Source organism: Pectobacterium nicotianae (assembly GCF_023272715.1).
Classification (GTDB): domain Bacteria; phylum Pseudomonadota; class Gammaproteobacteria; order Enterobacterales; family Enterobacteriaceae; genus Pectobacterium; species Pectobacterium brasiliense.
This window is the reverse complement of sequence record NZ_CP096821.1, coordinates 2,091,023-2,109,536: the sequence shown is the minus strand read 5'-3', so window position 1 is coordinate 2,109,536 and position 18,514 is coordinate 2,091,023. Positions and strand designations below refer to the sequence as shown.

Here is an 18,514-nt window from a genome sequence, read left to right as displayed (position 1 = left end):
CGGCACGCAGGGTGACGGACAAGGCGGCGTTATAAAAATGCGGATGACCGAGGTCATCCGCAGGGTACGCACTACAGGGGATTATCTATGGAGTACAACCTAAAACAGGAACGGCAACTCAAGGGCTACGAGGATTTATTTTCGGCGGCATCCTCCTCCGCCTGTTCTTTGATTTCTTCATACTGGAGCGATAGCGGGCCGCACCAGCGCTGCGCCAGCCAGCTGGCGACCACCACCAGCAACCAGCTAATTAACGTCGCCACCACCAAATCCTGCGGCCAATGCATGCCGAGTACCAGGCGGCTGCCCATAACGCCGCTGGCCCAGAGCATCAGGATCACCACCGTTTTATAATGCCGACGCGCCCACAGCAGCCCGACGCCCAGCAGCGCCCAGGTTGCAGCAAACATGGTGTGCCCGGAGGGGAAAGCAAAGCCGGTTTCAAACTGCCAGTGGCTGCGCAGCCATTGTGGAATCTGCGTTTGGTCCTGCAACTGCGTTTTCACCAGTTCCGAACGCTCCTTACGCGGCAGCGAATAGAAATAGCTGTCGTCCACCTGATGATTTTTCTCCAGCCAGACCACATAGGGCCGTGATTCCTGCACCCACTCTTTAATCGCCGATTTGATTCCCTGCCCAATCAGCACCGTAATCGCCATGATGACCAACAGGCCGAGCGCAGGTTTCAGGCGAAAACGCAGACACCAGAGAAACCAGATACTGAGGACGATGCTGGTCAGAATGCCCCACGGCGATGTCACCGTTTCTGTAATCCAGAAGAGTACGCGTAACCAGAGTCCGTCGTACTCCGGTTGCCACTGCCAACCGCTCATCCAGATAATCATTGGCATAATCAGTAATAGCGCTGCACCAATGGTTGTTCGTTTGGCAATTTCGTACATAATTTCTTCCCATAATTCAGCATGATGCTATGCAACAAAACTTTCACAATTCTATCAGAAAATCCGACACGAACTGTCAGTATGGCGTAAAATAGCGCTCAGTTCTGTCAACGAACCTGAAACCAGACGGCGGTCTGGACACGTTGTAATTCAATTTTTGTGACGTTCTTAGACAGGCTTTTTTGCTGGTCAAGCGCGATGGGTCGCAGTAGGATTCGCCCCAGCACTCTTGTTTTTTTGGAGGCAGTCTTTTGGACACAGCGTTTTTGGATACAGATTTTTGGAGAAAAATATGCAGCTAAAACGGGTGGCGGAAGCCAAGTTGCCCACCCCGTGGGGCGATTTCCTGATGGTAGGTTTCGAAGAGATCGCCACGGGTCACGATCACCTCGCTCTGGTTTATGGTGATATTTCCGGTTCAGTTCCCGTACTCGCCCGCGTGCACTCCGAGTGTCTGACGGGGGATGCCCTGTTTAGCCTGCGCTGCGACTGTGGTTTCCAGCTTGAAGCGGCACTGAGCCACATCGCCGAAGAAGGTCGCGGCGTGCTGCTATACCACCGTCAGGAAGGCCGTAATATTGGGCTGCTCAATAAAATCCGCGCTTATGCGTTGCAGGATCTGGGGGCTGATACGGTGGAAGCCAATCATCAACTTGGGTTCGCCGCCGACGAGCGTGATTTCACGCTGTGCGCCGATATGTTCAAGCTGCTCGACGTTGATGAAGTTCGCCTGCTGACCAATAACCCGCAGAAAGTGAAAATACTCAACGAAGCGGGCATCAATATCGTTGAGCGTGTGCCATTAATCGTCGGGCGCAACCCGAAGAATGAGAACTATCTGGCGACCAAAGCTGCCAAAATGGGGCACCTGCTGGATATGAAGTAACGATCCCGCTTCACGTCAGGATCGTTTCTTTCCATGCTGACAGCCGGTTTTTAACCGGCTGTTTTATTGGGATCAGTGCTTGAGGATGTACATGTCTTGCGTGTAATAATCGCCACGCACGTTGGGGGAAAAACCACCGATGTAGGTCTTAACCATCTGCGGCTGGACATAGTAGTAGATGGGCAACAAAGGGACGTTGCTATCTAAAATATCCGAAGCTTGTTGATAAATCGCCTCTTTCTCCTGCTTATCCTTCGCCGTCAGCGCCTTTTTCAACAGCGCATCATATTGTGCATGACTGAATTTACCATTGTTGTTGCTGTCATTCGTTTCCAGCGTATTCAAGAACGTACTGGCTTCGTTGTAATCCCCAGTCCAGGACTGCCTGACCACCTCAAAGTTACCGGTACGTACGGTATCCAGCATCGTTTTCCATTCCTGATTTTGCAACGTCACTTCCGACCCAAGATTCTTCTTCCACATTGAACTGGCGGCAATTGCCACGCGTAAATGCGACTCGGAGGTGTTGTAAAGCAGGTTGAATTTCAGCGGATGCTTGTCATCAAACCCAGCCTCTTTCAACAGTTTCTTCGCTTCGTCATTACGCTGCTGCTGCGTCCAGTTTGCCCACTCAGGATCCTTGCGCTGGAAGCCCCCTATATTTTTGGGAATCAGGCTGTAAGCAGGCGTCTGCCCCATACCTAGCACATTGTTTGCAATGATATTTTTATCCAAACTCAGATCCAGTGCGCGACGGACGCGGGGATCGTCAAAAGGGGCTTTTTGCGTATTGAAGCGATAAAAATAGGTTCCGATCTGTGGTGATACCTTCACCTCCTGCGGATACTCTTTTTTCAGCGATGCAAATTGAACGGGCGACAAAATGCCCGTGACATCAATTTCGCCGGATTTATAGCGATTCAGCTCCGCCGCCTGCGAGCTGATCGGCAGATACGTCACTTTGTTAATCACGGTATTCACGTTATCCCAATACTGGCTATTGCGCTTGCCGACGATACGTTCGTTAACCACCCATTCGCTCAGCGTATAGGGGCCGCTGCTGACGAAATTCCCGACCTGCGTCCAGTTATCAGGGTGTTTTTCGAGAACCGCTTTCGGCAGCGGGACCAGAATATGGTACGCCGACATTTCCAGGAAATACGACAGCGGGTGTTCTAACGTGACTTCAACCGTGTGGCTGTCCAAGGCTTTCACACCCAGCGAATCCGGCGTTTTTTTGCCCGCCAGAATATCCGCCGCGTTCTTCACATACATACTGGCGACGTAGGTGCCGTAAGGCGACAGCGTTTTAGGGTCACTAAGGCGTCGCCAGCTGTACACCACATCATCAGCGGTAATCGGTGAACCATCGGACCATTTGGCATCAGGCCGCAGGTGGAACGTCCACACCGTGTTGTCTTTATTCTCCCAGCGCTCGGCCAGTCGCGGCTGAATGGTGCCGTCATCGCCCACGCGTACCAGATTATCGAAGAAGTCGTTAATAATGTGGCCTTCTACATCGCTTTCCACCTTATGCGGATCCAACGACGCAGGCTCTGAACCGTTACCCCGCACCAGCTCTTGTTTATCCGCCAGTTCCACACCAGCAGGAACCTGAGCAGCAAAAGCCGATGTCATCGCGCCTGTTGCACACAGCGTGAGAAACAGCAGCGAGTGTTTAAAACGTTTTTTGATCAACTCATTCATATAACCTCCTGTTATATCCCCGGCATTCTTCAAGCGGCATTGGCGTCGTATTCGGGGCGTGGCTGGGCAATAGTTTTTACTTATTCCCCATGTAGTTAGCATCACAATAACCTAACCACAATTCACCAGAGGATTCGAGTCTTTCATGTGGGAAAACGTGCGCTGGTGCAGATGAAGAAGGTGCACCAGCGCAGTAGGTCTGAACAGGAGTGGCGTTACAGCATATTGCGGATAACGTAGTGCAGGATACCGTCGTTCTGGTAGTAGGTCAGTTCGTTACGGGTATCGATGCGACAGCGGGTACTGATGGTCTGCGTGTTACCGCTGCTATCCGTGATGTTGACCTCAACCGTCGCTCCCGGCGTCAGCTGATTTAGCCCCGTAATCGAAATTTGCTCGTCGCCGGTTAATTGCAGCGTTTTACGCGTCACACCGTCAGGAAACTCCAGCGGCAGAATCCCCATCCCGATCAGGTTAGAACGGTGAATACGTTCAAACGATTCGGCAATCACCACGCGGACGCCCAGCAAGCGCGGGCCTTTCGCGGCCCAGTCGCGGCTGGAACCGGAGCCATACTCTTTACCAGCAAACAGTGCCAGCGGGACATTTTCGTCCTTGTAGCGCATCGCCGCATCATAGATCGTCATCTCATTCTGCGACGGGATGTGGCGGGTATAGCCGCCCTCTTTACCGGGCACCATTTCATTGCGGATACGAATGTTGGCAAACGTCCCGCGCATCATCACTTCGTGGTTACCACGCCGTGAACCGTAAGAGTTGAACTCCGCAGTTTCGACGCCGCGCTCTAGCAAATATTTCCCTGCCGGGCTGTCGCGCTTGATGTTGCCTGCCGGAGAGATATGGTCGGTTGTCACCGAATCGCCCAGCATCGCCAGAATCCGCGCGTTGTGGATATCCTGAACCGGCTCAGGCTCTTTCCCCATATCCAGGAAGAAAGGCGTCTGGCGGATATAGGTCGATTCTTCCGGCCATTGATAGGTAGGATTGTTGTCGACCTCAATATCTTGCCACTCCTGCGTGCCTTCAAACACGGCGGCATACTGTTTGTGGAACATGCCTGCGCTGACGTTCAATACCGCGTCCGCCACCGCTTTCGTCGACGGCCAGATATCTTTCAGGTAGACGGCTTTTCCGTCACGATCTTCACCCAGCGGTTCTTGCGTCAGATCGACGTTCATATTCCCCGCCAGCGCGTACGCAACCACCAGCGGCGGCGATGCCAGCCAGTTCGTCTTCACCAACGGATGAATACGGCCTTCAAAGTTACGGTTGCCTGACAGTACTGCGCCGACCGTCAGATCGCCGGCTTTGATCGCGGCTTCAATCGCATCCGGCAGCGGGCCTGAGTTACCAATACAGGTGGTACAGCCGTAGCCCACCAGATTGAATCCCAGCTCGTCGAGGAACGGTGTCAATCCCGCTTTAGCATAGTAATCCGTTACGACCCGCGAGCCCGGTGCCAGCGAGGTCTTGACCCACGGCTTGGTTTTCAGACCGCGCTCTACGGCATTTTTTGCCAGCAGTCCGGCCGTCATCAGCACGCTCGGGTTAGAGGTATTGGTACAGGAGGTGATCGCGGCAATCACGACGGCCCCCTGCTGTAAACGGTGCGTTTCGCCTTCCAGCGTGAATTCTTCATAGTCAGAATGGTTCTTCACCGCACTGACTTCCAGTTCCCGACTGGCCTTAAAAGCTTCTGGCACGCCCGCTAAAGGCACGCGATCCTGTGGGCGTTTCGGCCCTGCCAGACTGGTTTCCACCGTCGACAAATCCAGCGCGAGCTGGCTCGTAAATACCGGCTCATCACCCGTATTGCGCCACAGCCCCTGCTGCTTGCTGTAGGCTTCCACCAGCGCGATCTGTTCTTCCGCGCGGTTGGTCAACCGCATGTAATCCAGCGTGATTTGATCGATAGGGAAAAAGCCGCAGGTCGCACCATATTCCGGTGCCATGTTGGCGATGGTTGCGCGATCCGCCAGCGGCAGCGAATCCAGTCCATCGCCGTAAAATTCCACAAATTTACCGACCACGCCGTGCTTACGCAGCATCTGCGTGACCGTCAGAACCAGATCGGTTGCCGTGATCCCTTCGCGCATCTTGCCGCTTAGCTTGACGCCGACCACGTCAGGGATCAGCATCGACACAGGCTGCCCCAGCATCGCTGCCTCGGCCTCTATCCCGCCGACGCCCCAGCCGAGCACACCTAAACCGTTAATCATTGTGGTATGCGAATCGGTTCCCACCAGCGTATCGGGATAGGCAAACTGTTTGTCGCCCTGCTTTTCGTACCAGATGGCCTTGGCGAGATACTCCAGATTCACCTGATGGCAAATTCCGGTTCCCGGCGGCACGACGCTGAAGTAACTAAAGGCATTTTGCCCCCAGCGCAAAAACTCATAACGCTCACGGTTACGCGCCATTTCCAACTGCGTGTTATCCACGAGTGCCTGACGATCGCCGAAGTGGTCAACCGTCACCGAGTGGTCAATCACCAGATCGACCGGCGACAGCGGGTTAACCTTATTCACATCGCCGCCCAGCCGTTTCACCGCCGCTCGCATTGCCGCCAGATCGACCACGGCAGGCACGCCGGTAAAGTCCTGCATCAATACACGCGCGGGACGATAGGCGATTTCCCGCTCAACATGGCCCGTCTTCAGCCAGTCTACGACCGCCTGAAGATCGTCCTGCTCTACCGTGTCGCCGTCCTGATGACGCAATAAATTCTCCAGCAGCACTTTGAGCGACTTCGGTAATTTATCGATATTCCCAAGCGTTTGCGCCGCCTTCGGCAGGCTGTAGTAATGGTAAATCTGCTTCTGTACCGTCAGTGTGTCCAGACAAGTGTCGCGAAGGTGTGATGACATGCTTCCTCCCAAATTAACTTGCTATACCCGTCATACTTCAAGTTGCATGTGCGTTGGCTGCGTTTAGTCACCCGAATCACTTACTTGAGTAAGCTCATCGGGATGCCTTCTCTTGCCGCCTTCCTGAAACTCGAATTATTTAGGGGATATTCGTTATTCTGCATCGGGCGATTAATCAATAACCAGCCTGAGCTTGCGGTCTTATTTAAAGATAACACAAACAAAAAATAACGTTTTTGCAACAATGCGATATGAACGCAGCGATAGCCGTTAGCTATTGAAAAGAAGCAAGTCAGAATAAACACCAATGGGAACGTGAAGAGGATGGAAAACGGTCACAGCCGCGTGCGGAGGAGAGCGAAGAGAAAAACGGCCCGAAGGCCGCTTGTCTCAGTGTATTAACCTGACGTTAATTTAGACATTCCCAGCAGCCATCACGGGTGCTTCTTCGTCGGCATGCTCATGATCGGGTTCTTCCAGATCGTGGTTTCGCTCGAGCTTGGCTACAACTGCGGTCGCCATGCCGTTACCAATCACATTGGTCGCCGTGCGGCCCATATCCAGGAACTGATCGATACCAATAATCAGCAAAATGCCCGCTTCGGGTAAGCTGAACATCGGCAAGGTGGCTGCTACTACCACAACCGCGGCGCGTGCCACGCCAGCCATGCCTTTACTGGTGATCATCAGCGTCAGCAGAATCAGGGTCTGCTCCGTAAAGCTTAAGTGGATATTGTAAGCCTGCGCGATGAACAGAATGGCAAAAGCCTGATAAATCATGGAACCGACAAGGTTAAAGGAATACCCCAACGGGAGTACAAAGCTGGTGATTTTTTTGGGAACGCCGAATTCGCTCAGCGCTTCCATCGTTTTCGGATAGGCCGCTTCGCTGCTGGCGGTGGCAAACGCCAGCATACTGGGTTCGCGCAGCAGTTTGATCAGACCCCAGGTTGCTTTCTTGCCGAGGAACAGTGCACCAGCCCCGAACATAAGCCCCCACAGCAGCGCCAGACCAAGGTAGAACTCACCAATGACTTTACCAAAATCGAGGAGCAGTCCCAGCCCTTCAGTCGTAATAGACGACGCCAGAGAGGAAAATACGGCCAGAGGCGCTAACCGCATGACATAGTCCGTCACCCGGAACATCACTTTCGCCAGTTCCTCAATCATCGATTCCATCGTGACGGCATGTCTATTCTGGCCTTTCACAAAAGCCAGCGCGGAACCGAAGAACATCGAGAACACCAGAATCTGCAATATTTCGTTATTCGCCATCGCTTCGACGATGCTGCGTGGAAATATATGGGCAATGAAACTTTTCAGTGTAAATCCACCGGTATTCACGCCGGTCTCTACCGCTATTGGCGTACTTGGAATAGCGAGATTCATTCCGACGCCAGGCTCAAAGATGTTTGCTAACATCATGCCAATAAAAAGAGAAACCACGGAAGAACAAATAAACCACACCATCGCCTTCAGCCCTATTCGGCCAACGGAAGAAGAGTTCCCCATGCTAGCAAGACCAGAAACCAATGTGGCGAAGACCAATGGCGCAATAATCATTTTTATCAGGCGCAGAAAAACATCGGTCACTAAGTTAAAATAGGATACGACCTCTTTGGCCTCCTGCTCCGTTAATAAAGAATGACAGGCGCCGCCGACAATAATCCCGAGAAGAATAGCCAAGGCTATAAAAAATAATAACCTGTTCTTTTTCATAGTAACCTCATGATAATGAATAGAATCAGACAATACGCACCATTAGCAAACATGAGCCACCTAACGCACAGGCGTAGGCAACCTACGGCTTATCCGAATTTTATCGGCGTATTCTCTGTGTCTTGATGTGGTGATAATGTGTTTTGATGTGATGATAATAGTTACTCGGGAAGCGTGTTTGCTTTTCCATCACTGATAGAAAAAATGTCGACGAGATGTAACGTATAATTGGAAACGTCGCTGCTCATTAATATTGCACGCGCGCTACGAAAACCATTGGTCATAACTACCCCTCCTTTATTACATGCGATAAATAAAGGGGTAGTTTAATCAACGTCGCTTTGAAATAGTTCCCCTTCATACCTTTTCCTATTTATGTTTTTGAATATCCATTAGACGCTCACCATGGGGAAATAACTTAAATCGACGGTATCATGAAAAATACGAAACTTGTCACTAATGAAATTTTTCTTATCAACAGATTTAGTAATGATTAATTAACCGCTATAAATCATGCGTCGAAAAACGCCGCCCAGATCTTCCCTTTCTTCCACCTGCCTATCGCGATCTTGCAAACCCAGAAGTCGCCCTCACAATCCGTAATGCTGCGGTTTCTGTCCCAGACAAAAGTGGCCTCTGTCACACACGATGTGGCTTTACCGATCGCCGCCGTTAGAACCCATAAGGTCGCCCTGGAATAACCTATTAAAATTTGATTTTGCACCGCCAAAATCGCCCAAATTTCACGCAAAAATCATACATAAGGAGTATTTTGCAAGAGGCCTCACACTCTCCCGTTACGTTTTGTTGTAAAAAAACGACATGTCGTTATTCAACAATCATCAGCGCATGTGTTGATGGAAAAATAATAATAGGAAGGGGTTTCCATGAAACTGTTTTACAAAGCTGAAAGCAGTTCTCTTTTTACACACATTGTTTTGATCGAATCCAAATTGGAATTCAAGCTGGAGAAGGTCAATCTGCGCACGAAAAAGACAGAGCGTGGCACCGACTATACGTTCATCAACCCGAAAGGGATGGTGCCAGCGCTAGAGCTGGATGACGGGTCTATCCTGACTGAAGGTGTCGCTATCGCCGTATACATCGCCGATCTGGTTCCGCACTGTAACCTTATCGCTCCCACCGGGAGTATTGCACGCTACCATACGGTCGAATGGCTGAACTACATTTCTGCTGAGCTACACAAAACGTTTACACCGATTTTTCGCCCCGGCACGCCGGAAACGTATAAAGATCTGCTGATGGAATATCTGCAGGTTAAGTTCCGTTATATCAATCTGGTGTTGAGTGAACAGAACTATCTGGTCGCCAACCGTTTCGGTATCGCCGATGCGTATCTGTTTACCGTGATGCGCTGGGCGCAGTCGCTAAAACTGGATATGTTCCGCTACCCTGCGCTGGCAGCTTACCTCGACCATATTGCCGAACGCCCTTCCGTCGTTACCGCGCTTAAGGTTGAAAGGTTGAAAGGTTGAAAGGTTGAAAGGCTAACATGCAATAACGCCCCGGTATTCGGGGCGTTATACGTTTTACGACAGGCGAATCGCCTGGAAGTGATGACGCGGATTGGCAATCCCATCCTGAGCCGCAACCAGCTGTAGCTCATACTCATTCATCTCTTTCGTCACCAGCATGACTTCATAGACTGCCGCCGTAGTGTGCTCTAGCGCTTTATCCAACGCCACGCCCTTCAGCAAATTCACCAGCAGTAATCCACTGGTTAAATCGCCCACGCCGACAGGTTGACGTTCAAACTCTACCAGCGGGCGGCTGATGTGCCAGGCATCCGTCGGCGTCACCAGCAGCATTTCAAAGCTGTCTTCACGCGTGGCTGCACGACTCAGGTGTTTTACCAGAACGATTTTTGGCCCTTTTGCACACAGGGCACGTGCGGTCTCTACAGCTTCGGCCACGTTATGCACGGTACGGCCACCCAGCAGTTCCAGTTCAGGCAGATTCGGCGCGATAATGTCGGCCGCGAGCAGCGACTGCTGGCAGTGGAAATCAGATACACCGGGCGCGACGATACAGCCTTTCTCCGGCGTCCCCATCACCGGATCGCAAAAGTACAGCGCATCAGGATTAGCCTCTTTCACCTGACGAACAATACCCAGAATATGTTCCCCTTGTTCGGCGGAGCCGATATAGCCGCTCAACACCGCATTACAGGTCTTCAGTTTGTCGATGTTCGCAATTCCCTGCACCACCTCGGTCAGGTGGCTGGCGGGCATCACACACCCCGTCCAATGACCGTATTGGGTATGATTGGAGAACTGCACCGTATTCAACGGCCAAACGTTTGCGCCCATCCGACGCATCGGAAACTCTGCCGCACTGTTACCGGCATGACCAAAAACGACATGTGACTGGATGGAAAGTATATTTTTCATTAGCTATGACTCAGATCCTTGCCAGCGCCTGTGCGCCTCAACTTACAAGAAGAAAGGGAGCTAACGCTCCCTTATCGGTAATGCTTATGCTTTCCAGCAGATCAGGCAGTAGTGCTTTTTGCCGCGACGCAGCAAGGTGTAGCGATCAAACAGACGGTCGGCATCGCTGAAGGTATATTCAGGGTCAGCCTGTTTTTCGCCGTTAATGGTGACCGCATTCGAAGAGATCATCGTACGAGCCTGACCGCGTGACGGCACGAGCTCAGCGCTGACCAACGCCTGTTGCAAATCCGCACCGTTTTCCAGTTCGATAATCGGCATACCATCCTGCGCCAGCTGCGCAAAGTCGTCCTGCGTCATATCCTGCAATGCGCCAGAGAACAGGCTTTGAGTAATGCGACGAGCCGCTTCCAGACCGGCTTCACCGTGAACCATACGCGTCACTTCTTCCGCCAGCACATACTGCGCGCGTGGAGCTTTGCCACTGTTTTTGTCTTCTTCTTCCAGCGCATCAATATCTTCGAGGCTCATGAACGTGAAGAATTTCAGGAAGCGGTACACGTCGGCATCCGCCGTGTTGATCCAGAACTGGTAGAATTTGTAAGGGCTGGTCTTGCTGGCATCCAGCCAGATCGCGCCGCCTTCCGTTTTACCGAATTTTGTCCCATCCGACTTGGTGATCAGCGGCACAGTCAAACCGTAGACCTGTTTCTGGTTCATGCGGCGCGTCAAATCGATACCTGACGTGATGTTGCCCCACTGGTCAGAACCACCGATTTGCAGCTCGACATCATGCTGCTTGTTCAGCGAGGCAAAATCGTATCCCTGCAACAGGTTGTAGGAAAACTCGGTGAACGAAATGCCGACGTCATCACGGTTTAAACGCTGTTTGACGGCTTCTTTGCTAATCATCTGATTAACGGAGAAGTGCTTGCCGATATCACGCAGGAAATCCAGCACGTTCATACTGCCGAACCAATCGTAATTATTAGCCGCAATAGCGCTGTTTTTGCCGCAGTCAAAATCCAGGAATGGGGAAACCTGACGACGAATCTTCTCTACCCACTCACCCACGGTTTCAGCCGTGTTTAACTTACGTTCTGTGGCTTTAAAGCTTGGGTCACCGATCAGCCCCGTGGCACCGCCAACCAGCGCCACCGGCTTGTGGCCAGACAGCTGGAAGCGTTTCAGGCAGAGCAGCGGCACCAGATGCCCCAAATGCAAGCTGTCGGCGGTGGGATCAAAGCCGCAATACAGTGCAATTGGCCCTTGCGCCAGCCGCTCTGCTAACGCTTCCTCATCCGTCACCTGGGCAATCAAGCCCCGCTCTTGCAATTGTTTAATCAGGTTACTACTCGCCATCGATAACTCCATTTTTATAAAAAACAGGCTGTTACGTTCCCGTTGGGTTTACGCACAACGCCGTGAGAGATGCGCAGCATACCTGCCTGCTGTCGCATGATGATTTCGCTGCTACATGACTTTATGCAACAGGCGATGAACGCCATATCGCCGCGCAATGCCCAGTCAGCGCGAAACTTCATAGGATAAAGTGCTGATGATAGGAGCGCCAGCGTTTAACACGGATATTTCGCGATTAGGGCGCTAAACGATCGATCTGCCAGCCCTCGTCCTGCCGCTGGTAGAAAAATCGGTCATGCAGACGGTGTTCACCGCCCTGCCAAAACTCGACAGAATCGATAACAACGCGGAAGCCACCCCAGAAGCTCGGCAAAGGCACCTCGCCATTCTGGAATTTTTGCTTCAATTCCAGAAATTTGCTTTCCAGCACGCCGCGCGCTGAAATCCGGCTGGACTGCTTTGATACCCACGCGCCAATCTGGCTGTCTTTCGGGCGACTGTGGAAATATTTCAGCACCTCAAGCGCCGGCAGTTTCTCTACGCGCCCCAGCACGATGACCTGCCGCTCCAACATATGCCAAGGGAACAGCAGGCTGATACGTGGATTGTTTTCCAGATGATGGGCTTTGCGGCTGCCCATATTGGTATAAAACACCATGCCTTTCTCATCATAGTGTTTCAGCAGAACGATACGCTGGTAAGGCTGCCCGTGCTCATCCACGGTCGCAACAGACATCGCGGTAGGATCGGCCAGTTTTGCGTCGCAGGCCTGCTTTAGCCAGCGTTCAAATAAATCCAGCGGGTTCGCGGGAAGATCGCTACGACGAAGCCCGCCACGCGTGTATTCACGGCGGATGTCAGCAATATCGGCGGGTTGAATAAGAGGAGAACCGTCAGAAGGGGAGCGTTCCTGAGTCATAATATCCTGCTGTCGCAATGTCGGGCCAGAAGCGGGCGAAAATCCCATTTTGCTCCCGTACCCGAAAAATCGCAATCAGCAGCGACATCACTAGCGTGCGGCGTCAGCTACATCGGTGCCAATACGCAGTCGTCTACGATAACCCGTTCACCCCGTTGGATAAATGCACGATCGCCTTTGCTCCAGAATGTGTAGGTGTCATTGCTGTATCTGACGCCAGAAGCAGACACCACTTGAGGGAGTGTGAGACGTTCACCATCCAGCAGGAAACTCACCTGCGGAGTCGCTTCACCGCCCTGCTGTAGCGTCACAGTTAGCGGCATTGTCCCGCATTGATAATGCAGCGTTTCCACCGTCTGTTTATGACCAAAATAACTGCATCCACTCAGCAGAATCAGCGCTGTCCCTGTCAGCAATCGTTTCATTCTTTTCTCCTGTCATTCTTGTCGATGGCGGCAACTGACGCTGCCGCTCGCTTAAGTTTAACAAGAGGATAGCGATGAACCTCTCGGCAAAATCTGATTAATCCGCGTTGACCGGATAAATCGCGCCTAACACCGTTTCCTGGCTCGCTCCCGTGACAGACGGCAGATTGCCCGGCAGCCCTGATAGCGTGCGTGACGCCAGCCAGGCAAATGCCAGCGCTTCCATATCATCGCCGCTCACGCCGCACTCATCCGTCGTGCTGACTTCGATACCCGGCAGCAGTGCCGAAAGACGCGCCATAATGAGCGGATTACGCGCGCCACCGCCACAAACCAGCAAGCGTTCACACCCACCGACCAACAGCACCTGTTCAGCGATGCTCACCGCCGTTAACTCAACCAGCGTCGCCTGAACATCCTGCGGCGCTATCGGCGGCAGGCCCGCCAGCATTCTTTCCAGCCAGCCCAGATTGAAATACTCACGCCCGGTGCTTTTGGGCGCTCGCAACGCAAAATAAGGATCGGTCAGCATCCGGCGTAACAATAGCGGATTCACCTGACCGCTCATCGCCCACGTGGCATCTTTATCATACGGCTGCGCGCAGTGCCGCCAGATCCAGGCATCCAACAGCATATTGCCGGGACCGGTGTCGTAGCCACGCACGGGCGCACCCGGCACCAACAGCGACAGGTTGGCGATGCCCCCAATATTGAGCACAATACGTCGTTCGACAGGATGCAACAGCAACGCATGGTGGAACGATGGCACCAGCGGAGCGCCCTGCCCGCCATAAGCCAAATCGCGGCGGCGAAAATCCCCTACGGTTGTGATGCCAGTCAAGGCGGCAACGCGGTTATTATCGCCGATCTGCAACGTACAAGGCGCATCGCCCGTGGGCTCATGCCAAACCGTTTGCCCGTGGCAGCCAATCGCGGTGATATCCTGCGCGCCCAACTCCGTCTCTTTAAGCAGCGTCAGCACAGCTTCGGCAAACAAAATGCCCAGACGGGTATCCAGCTGTCCCAGCGCCGACAGCGTCACCGCCTGCCCCTGACACATGCCCAGGATGGCCATTTTGATGTCCTGCGGTATCGGGTGACAGTAGCTGGCCTGCTGAGCAACCGTATGTTCGTCAATCGCGGCTAGCACAACATCCACACCATCAAGGCTGGTGCCGGACATTACGCCAATATATCTGCCTGATCTCATTATATAGCCTTTGCCCCTGTGGGATAAAAAGAGAACACCGATAACAACCGTTACGTTGAGAATAAAAGTAGCACGTTAACACGCTGAATTATTAAATTTTTTACGTTTTTGCCACACGGGTTAGGTTTTAACCAAATATCGGTTTTTGATAATATTTGCTACAAAAAATGCCCTTTCTCGTACTATTTATTCCTCTGTTTATACGCAATTTAAGCGCACTATTATATTCTGAAAAAAAGAGTAAAAAGAGTGGCATGCTACACTGAGCCAGACCATAATTTATTGGTATAACACTGCGTCGGCCGAGGCTGAGCCAGCCCGACATATTCGCTATTAAGGAGTTTGTATTATGATGAAGCGTTTGCTTGTGGTTACCCTTGCTGGTATCACGCTGGCTGGTTGTGCTAATACCAGTACGCTTTCAGGTGATGTTTACAGCGCATCCGAAGCTAAACAAGTGCAGACCGTGACCTACGGTACGATTGTTTCTATGCGTCCGGTTCAAATTCAGGCGGGAGAAGACTCTAACGTGATCGGCGCGCTGGGCGGCGCTGTGTTGGGTGGTTTCCTGGGCAACACTATCGGTGGCGGTTCCGGTCGTAGTCTGGCGACAGCAGCTGGCGCAGTAGCCGGTGGTGTAGCAGGTCAAGGCGCTACGGGTGCGCTGAACCGCACACAGGGCGTAGAATTGGAAATTCGTCGTGATGATGGCAGTACCATCATGGTGGTACAGAAACAAGGCGATACGAAATTCAGCGCAGGTCAACGCGTTGCCATGGCCAGCAATGGCCGCAGCATTACCGTTTCCCCACGCTAATGCTGTGTGACGATCGCCACGTTCTGCGGCGATCGTCACAACGAATAATCAACTCCCGGAATAAATAACCAATAATCGATACCGGTAATCTTGCCGGGATTTAATTCTCCCTCTGCGTAACCCAAATTTAGCTACGCTTGATTCTCATGTAATGCCAATATATTTTTCTCAAGACGCGAAACCAGCAACGCTAATTCATCAACCTGCTCCGGCGTAATACCAAATAAGACTTCACTACGTGTATGGCTAATTACACCATTGACTGCTTGTATGATTGGCTCTGCTGATTCGGTCAGCATAATACGTTTTGCCCGACGATCGTGCGCACAAACGTGGCGAGTGATTAACCCTTTTTCCTCAAGCTGATCCAGTGTTCGGACTAATGAGGGTTGCTCAATACCTATCGCTTTGGCGAGTTGAATCTGCGACTGCCCAGGGGGTAGATGGTATATGTTATGCAACGTGACCCAATGCGTCTGAGTCAGTTCAAGTGGTTTTAATCGATGATCGACCAGCGCACGCCATACGCGCACCAGACGGGCTAAATCAGATCCTAATGGCAATTCCATCACCTCTCCTTATTGTTAGCACGCTAAGTTATATCCCTGGATTGCAATCAACTCTGATTTATAAGAATAAAAAATGACTTTATTGTTGTAAAAATAGCTCCATATGAAATGGATTCTATCAAATAAAAGTCTTTTAAAAATGATCTCAGGCTTATTTTATTCAATCGAACGCTCCTGCGTTGCTTAAACAAAATTTCACGTAAATAGATCATCTAAGACAAGGTAACTTAGAACAGCGATGGCTGACGGGACTCTGCTGGTGTATCGGATTTCTCTGAACGCAGTGAACGTTTCATTCTCTGCCGACACAAACGCAGCACATCCTGTTTCTGCGCATCACTCATTTGGCCCCAACTAAAGCGCTCATTACGACTGCGAAAGCAACCGCGACAATATCCGCCTTCATCCGCCTGACAAATACCACGGCATGGATTAGGGACAACAAAGAGTTCAAGTTGCTCTGGCACAACACCTCCTGCTACAACTCTATTTATTGAAGCCCTGTTCTTTACCGCTGGCAAGCCCAAACGGACAGTCACAATGAAAATAATTAGGTAACCATTGTAATAACTGACGATTTTTTTACACGTCAGGCAGCCTAAAATTGCCCCAACGCGCTATTTACCCCTCCTGAGAGTACGTTTTAACACAAACCTCACTGTAGTGTCGCATTTTTAGCATCATCCCAACAGCTTGGACTCGGTAGCGCCACAACGCTATACTTCCCTCTTTGTTGCATTTTTTAACGAGGACACTATGCGCTTACTTCACACCATGCTGCGTGTTGGCGATTTACAACGTTCTATCGATTTCTATACCCAAATCCTGGGCATGCGCGTGCTGCGCACCAGCGAGAATACCGAATACAAATACACGTTGGCTTTCGTCGGTTATACCGAAGAGAGCGAAGGCGCGGTTATCGAACTGACCTACAACTGGGGCGTCGACAGCTATGATTTGGGCAACGCCTATGGTCATATCGCGCTGGGCGTTGACGATGTTGCCGCAACCTGCGAGCGTATCCGCAAAGCGGGTGGCAATGTAACGCGCGAGGCGGGCCCGGTCAAAGGCGGCACAACCGTGATCGCGTTCATCGAAGATCCGGACGGTTATAAAATCGAATTGATCGAAAACGCCCACGCCGGTAACGGCATCGGCCACTAATCTCCCGCATTCTACAGGTGCTGCATCAGCACCTGTTCTCCCCCCTCTTCTGCTATCTCCGCCGTTTGAAACAGCACGGGCATGCTGCATCTCCGGTCAAAATTTGCAATAATGCGCGCTGCGTTTTGCTAACAATTAAGAGAAAAATGGCTGATAAAAGTGATCTGAACGCCCTGAGCGGCCGTTTTCGTGGGTTTTACCCGGTAGTGATTGATGTTGAAACCGCCGGATTTAATGCGAAAACCGATGCCTTGCTGGAAGTTGCGGCGGTAACATTAAAAATGGATCAAGACGGTTGGTTACAGCCAGATGAAACGCTACATTTTCATGTCGAACCTTTTGAGGGCGCGATTCTGGAGCCCGCCGCACTGGCGTTTAACGGCATTGACCCCACCAACCCGCTGCGTGGTGCCGTGAGCGAATATGATGCGCTGCATGAAATTTTCAAAGTCGTGCGTAAAGGCATTAAAGACCAAGGCTGCAACCGCGCGATTATCGTGGCGCATAATGCCACATTCGATCATAGCTTTATGGCCGCAGCAGCCGAGCGCTGTAGCCTGAAACGTAATCCCTTCCACCCTTTTGCTACTTTCGATACCGCAGCACTCAGCGGGCTGGTGTTAGGCCAAACAGTCCTTGCTAAAGCCTGTATTACCGCCGGTATTGCGTTTGATTCCAGCCAGGCGCACTCCGCGCTGTATGACACCAACCAGACGGCATTACTGTTCTGTGAGTTGGTTAACCGCTGGAAACGTCTGGGCGGATGGCCGATTGCACTGGAAGAAAATTCGCTGGAAGACGCGTCAGCCGAAGACTGAAAAGGCTGAGATCAAAAAACGGGTGCCATAAAGGCACCCGTTGGCAGGACTTACGCTCGCAGCGTAACAACATTTGACATCGTCATCACGCCAGACGAAAGCATTACTCTTGATCAGCCTGCTGCGCTTTGTATTTGTCTGCAGTCTCTTTGATCAGCGGCTGCAGTTCACCGCGCTGAAACATTTCAACCACGATATCACAACCGCCAATCAGCTCACCATCAACCCACAGCTGTGGGAATGTCGGCCAGTTCGCGTATTTCGGCAGCTCAGCACGAATGTCTGGGTTCTGCAAAATATCAACATACGCAAAACGTTCGCCACAGGCAGACAACGCCTGAACAGTCTGTGCGGAAAAGCCGCAGCTTGGCAATTTCGGGGAGCCTTTCATGTACAGCAGAATCGGGTTTTCAGCAATTTGGCGCTGAATTTTTTCAATTGTCGGTGTCGTCATCTTCTTGCTTCCTTAATTCTATAGGATGGCTAACGTCCAAAACGCTAGCCATGAGCCGCCGTCAGAGGTGCTACGACAGCGACATTGACTCAGTGATATTGACTCAGTGATATTGTACCGATGCCACTAGCCACAAAAAAACGCCATTTTTTGTAGGGTTATTTTTCCCTGAAGGTATTCATCATTGATGAAATCAACGCCAGAAAACGCTGATAAATCAATCGAAAAAATAACTATTAACGTTTTTTCACTATTCTGTATGA

At 51.6% G+C, this 18,514-nt stretch carries 17 protein-coding genes; 5 read left to right on the top strand and 12 right to left on the bottom strand.

Annotated features, from left to right (window positions below):
* Window positions 1-125: 125 nt before the first annotated feature.
* The gene (pgpB, locus tag MYB54_RS09545) at window positions 126-902 is read right to left on the bottom strand and encodes a phosphatidylglycerophosphatase B (RefSeq protein ID WP_014915724.1); all 777 of its coding nucleotides are present in this window, start codon (window positions 900-902) and stop codon (window positions 126-128) included.
* A 292-nt stretch (window positions 903-1,194) separates the two neighbouring features.
* On the opposite strand from pgpB, the gene ribA reads away from it, so the two are divergent.
* The gene (gene ribA / locus MYB54_RS09540) at window positions 1,195-1,788 is read left to right on the top strand and encodes a GTP cyclohydrolase II (protein ID WP_010276651.1); all 594 of its coding nucleotides are present in this window, start codon (window positions 1,195-1,197) and stop codon (window positions 1,786-1,788) included.
* Window positions 1,789-1,860: 72 nt separating this feature from the next.
* Here ribA and MYB54_RS09535 read toward each other — a convergent pair whose 3' ends face one another.
* From MYB54_RS09535 to MYB54_RS09525, 3 genes are all read right to left on the bottom strand, one after another.
* Window positions 1,861-3,495, bottom strand: a complete 1,635-nt coding sequence (locus MYB54_RS09535; RefSeq protein WP_248721837.1) for an ABC transporter substrate-binding protein — start codon at window positions 3,493-3,495, stop codon at window positions 1,861-1,863.
* Between the two features lie 215 nt (window positions 3,496-3,710).
* Window positions 3,711-6,383: an aconitate hydratase AcnA gene (gene acnA, locus MYB54_RS09530; protein ID WP_248721836.1), complete on the bottom strand. Its 2,673-nt coding sequence runs from the start codon at window positions 6,381-6,383 to the stop codon at window positions 3,711-3,713.
* 414 nt (window positions 6,384-6,797) lie between these two features.
* Window positions 6,798-8,102: a dicarboxylate/amino acid:cation symporter gene (locus MYB54_RS09525; protein ID WP_039509669.1), complete on the bottom strand. Its 1,305-nt coding sequence runs from the start codon at window positions 8,100-8,102 to the stop codon at window positions 6,798-6,800.
* Between the two features lie 887 nt (window positions 8,103-8,989).
* On the opposite strand from MYB54_RS09525, the gene gstA reads away from it, so the two are divergent.
* On the top strand, window positions 8,990-9,598 hold the full coding sequence (gene gstA, locus MYB54_RS09520; protein WP_014915730.1) for a glutathione transferase GstA: 609 nt from the start codon (window positions 8,990-8,992) through the stop codon (window positions 9,596-9,598).
* Window positions 9,599-9,652: 54 nt separating this feature from the next.
* Here gstA and pdxY read toward each other — a convergent pair whose 3' ends face one another.
* The 5 genes from pdxY to anmK form a co-directional block, all read right to left on the bottom strand.
* A complete protein-coding gene (pdxY, locus tag MYB54_RS09515) occupies window positions 9,653-10,513 on the bottom strand; it encodes a pyridoxal kinase PdxY (RefSeq protein ID WP_014915731.1) in 861 nt (286 codons plus the stop codon).
* A gap of 84 nt (window positions 10,514-10,597) precedes the next feature.
* Complete coding sequence (gene tyrS / locus MYB54_RS09510) at window positions 10,598-11,875, bottom strand: tyrosine--tRNA ligase (protein ID WP_014915732.1); 1,278 nt, start codon at window positions 11,873-11,875, stop codon at window positions 10,598-10,600.
* A gap of 235 nt (window positions 11,876-12,110) precedes the next feature.
* Complete coding sequence (pdxH, locus tag MYB54_RS09505) at window positions 12,111-12,794, bottom strand: pyridoxamine 5'-phosphate oxidase (RefSeq protein ID WP_039471966.1); 684 nt, start codon at window positions 12,792-12,794, stop codon at window positions 12,111-12,113.
* A gap of 107 nt (window positions 12,795-12,901) precedes the next feature.
* Window positions 12,902-13,219, bottom strand: a complete 318-nt coding sequence (locus tag MYB54_RS09500; protein WP_039359311.1) for an MliC family protein — start codon at window positions 13,217-13,219, stop codon at window positions 12,902-12,904.
* 97 nt (window positions 13,220-13,316) lie between these two features.
* Complete coding sequence (anmK, locus tag MYB54_RS09495) at window positions 13,317-14,429, bottom strand: anhydro-N-acetylmuramic acid kinase (protein WP_040031607.1); 1,113 nt, start codon at window positions 14,427-14,429, stop codon at window positions 13,317-13,319.
* A gap of 349 nt (window positions 14,430-14,778) precedes the next feature.
* Between anmK and MYB54_RS09490 the strand changes: the two genes are divergently transcribed.
* Window positions 14,779-15,246, top strand: coding sequence for an outer membrane lipoprotein (locus MYB54_RS09490; protein ID WP_095699707.1), 468 nt, complete (start codon window positions 14,779-14,781; stop codon window positions 15,244-15,246).
* 131 nt (window positions 15,247-15,377) lie between these two features.
* Here the strand turns inward: MYB54_RS09490 and slyA are convergent, their stop codons facing one another.
* Both slyA and MYB54_RS09480 read right to left on the bottom strand, forming a co-directional pair.
* Window positions 15,378-15,815 (bottom strand): transcriptional regulator SlyA, encoded by a 438-nt coding sequence (slyA, locus tag MYB54_RS09485; protein WP_010276609.1) that lies wholly within the window; start codon window positions 15,813-15,815, stop codon window positions 15,378-15,380.
* A gap of 227 nt (window positions 15,816-16,042) precedes the next feature.
* Window positions 16,043-16,282 (bottom strand): DUF1289 domain-containing protein, encoded by a 240-nt coding sequence (locus tag MYB54_RS09480; RefSeq protein WP_071822592.1) that lies wholly within the window; start codon window positions 16,280-16,282, stop codon window positions 16,043-16,045.
* 289 nt (window positions 16,283-16,571) lie between these two features.
* On the opposite strand from MYB54_RS09480, the gene gloA reads away from it, so the two are divergent.
* Entirely contained in the window at window positions 16,572-16,979 is a 408-nt protein-coding gene (gene gloA / locus MYB54_RS09475) for a lactoylglutathione lyase (RefSeq protein ID WP_010276601.1), read from the top strand.
* Window positions 16,980-17,125: 146 nt separating this feature from the next.
* Window positions 17,126-17,797, top strand: coding sequence for a ribonuclease T (gene rnt / locus MYB54_RS09470; RefSeq protein ID WP_039279581.1), 672 nt, complete (start codon window positions 17,126-17,128; stop codon window positions 17,795-17,797).
* Window positions 17,798-17,900: 103 nt separating this feature from the next.
* Here rnt and MYB54_RS09465 read toward each other — a convergent pair whose 3' ends face one another.
* On the bottom strand, window positions 17,901-18,251 hold the full coding sequence (locus MYB54_RS09465; RefSeq protein WP_010276591.1) for a Grx4 family monothiol glutaredoxin: 351 nt from the start codon (window positions 18,249-18,251) through the stop codon (window positions 17,901-17,903).
* Window positions 18,252-18,514 lie beyond the last annotated feature (263 nt).

Excerpts from the sequence above, each read along its gene's own strand:
- pgpB (WP_014915724.1), bottom strand. The coding sequence starts at position 902 with ATGTACGAAATTGCCAAACGAACAACCATTGGTGCAGCGCTATTACTG.
- ribA (WP_010276651.1), top strand. The coding sequence starts at position 1,195 with ATGCAGCTAAAACGGGTGGCGGAAGCCAAGTTGCCCACCCCGTGGGGC.
- MYB54_RS09535 (WP_248721837.1), bottom strand. The coding sequence starts at position 3,495 with ATGAATGAGTTGATCAAAAAACGTTTTAAACACTCGCTGCTGTTTCTC.
- acnA (WP_248721836.1), bottom strand. The coding sequence starts at position 6,383 with ATGTCATCACACCTTCGCGACACTTGTCTGGACACACTGACGGTACAG.
- MYB54_RS09525 (WP_039509669.1), bottom strand. The coding sequence starts at position 8,102 with ATGAAAAAGAACAGGTTATTATTTTTTATAGCCTTGGCTATTCTTCTC.
- gstA (WP_014915730.1), top strand. The coding sequence starts at position 8,990 with ATGAAACTGTTTTACAAAGCTGAAAGCAGTTCTCTTTTTACACACATT.
- pdxY (WP_014915731.1), bottom strand. The coding sequence starts at position 10,513 with ATGAAAAATATACTTTCCATCCAGTCACATGTCGTTTTTGGTCATGCC.
- tyrS (WP_014915732.1), bottom strand. The coding sequence starts at position 11,875 with ATGGCGAGTAGTAACCTGATTAAACAATTGCAAGAGCGGGGCTTGATT.
- pdxH (WP_039471966.1), bottom strand. The coding sequence starts at position 12,794 with ATGACTCAGGAACGCTCCCCTTCTGACGGTTCTCCTCTTATTCAACCC.
- MYB54_RS09500 (WP_039359311.1), bottom strand. The coding sequence starts at position 13,219 with ATGAAACGATTGCTGACAGGGACAGCGCTGATTCTGCTGAGTGGATGC.
- anmK (WP_040031607.1), bottom strand. The coding sequence starts at position 14,429 with ATGAGATCAGGCAGATATATTGGCGTAATGTCCGGCACCAGCCTTGAT.
- MYB54_RS09490 (WP_095699707.1), top strand. The coding sequence starts at position 14,779 with ATGATGAAGCGTTTGCTTGTGGTTACCCTTGCTGGTATCACGCTGGCT.
- slyA (WP_010276609.1), bottom strand. The coding sequence starts at position 15,815 with ATGGAATTGCCATTAGGATCTGATTTAGCCCGTCTGGTGCGCGTATGG.
- gloA (WP_010276601.1), top strand. The coding sequence starts at position 16,572 with ATGCGCTTACTTCACACCATGCTGCGTGTTGGCGATTTACAACGTTCT.
- rnt (WP_039279581.1), top strand. The coding sequence starts at position 17,126 with ATGGCTGATAAAAGTGATCTGAACGCCCTGAGCGGCCGTTTTCGTGGG.
- MYB54_RS09465 (WP_010276591.1), bottom strand. The coding sequence starts at position 18,251 with ATGACGACACCGACAATTGAAAAAATTCAGCGCCAAATTGCTGAAAAC.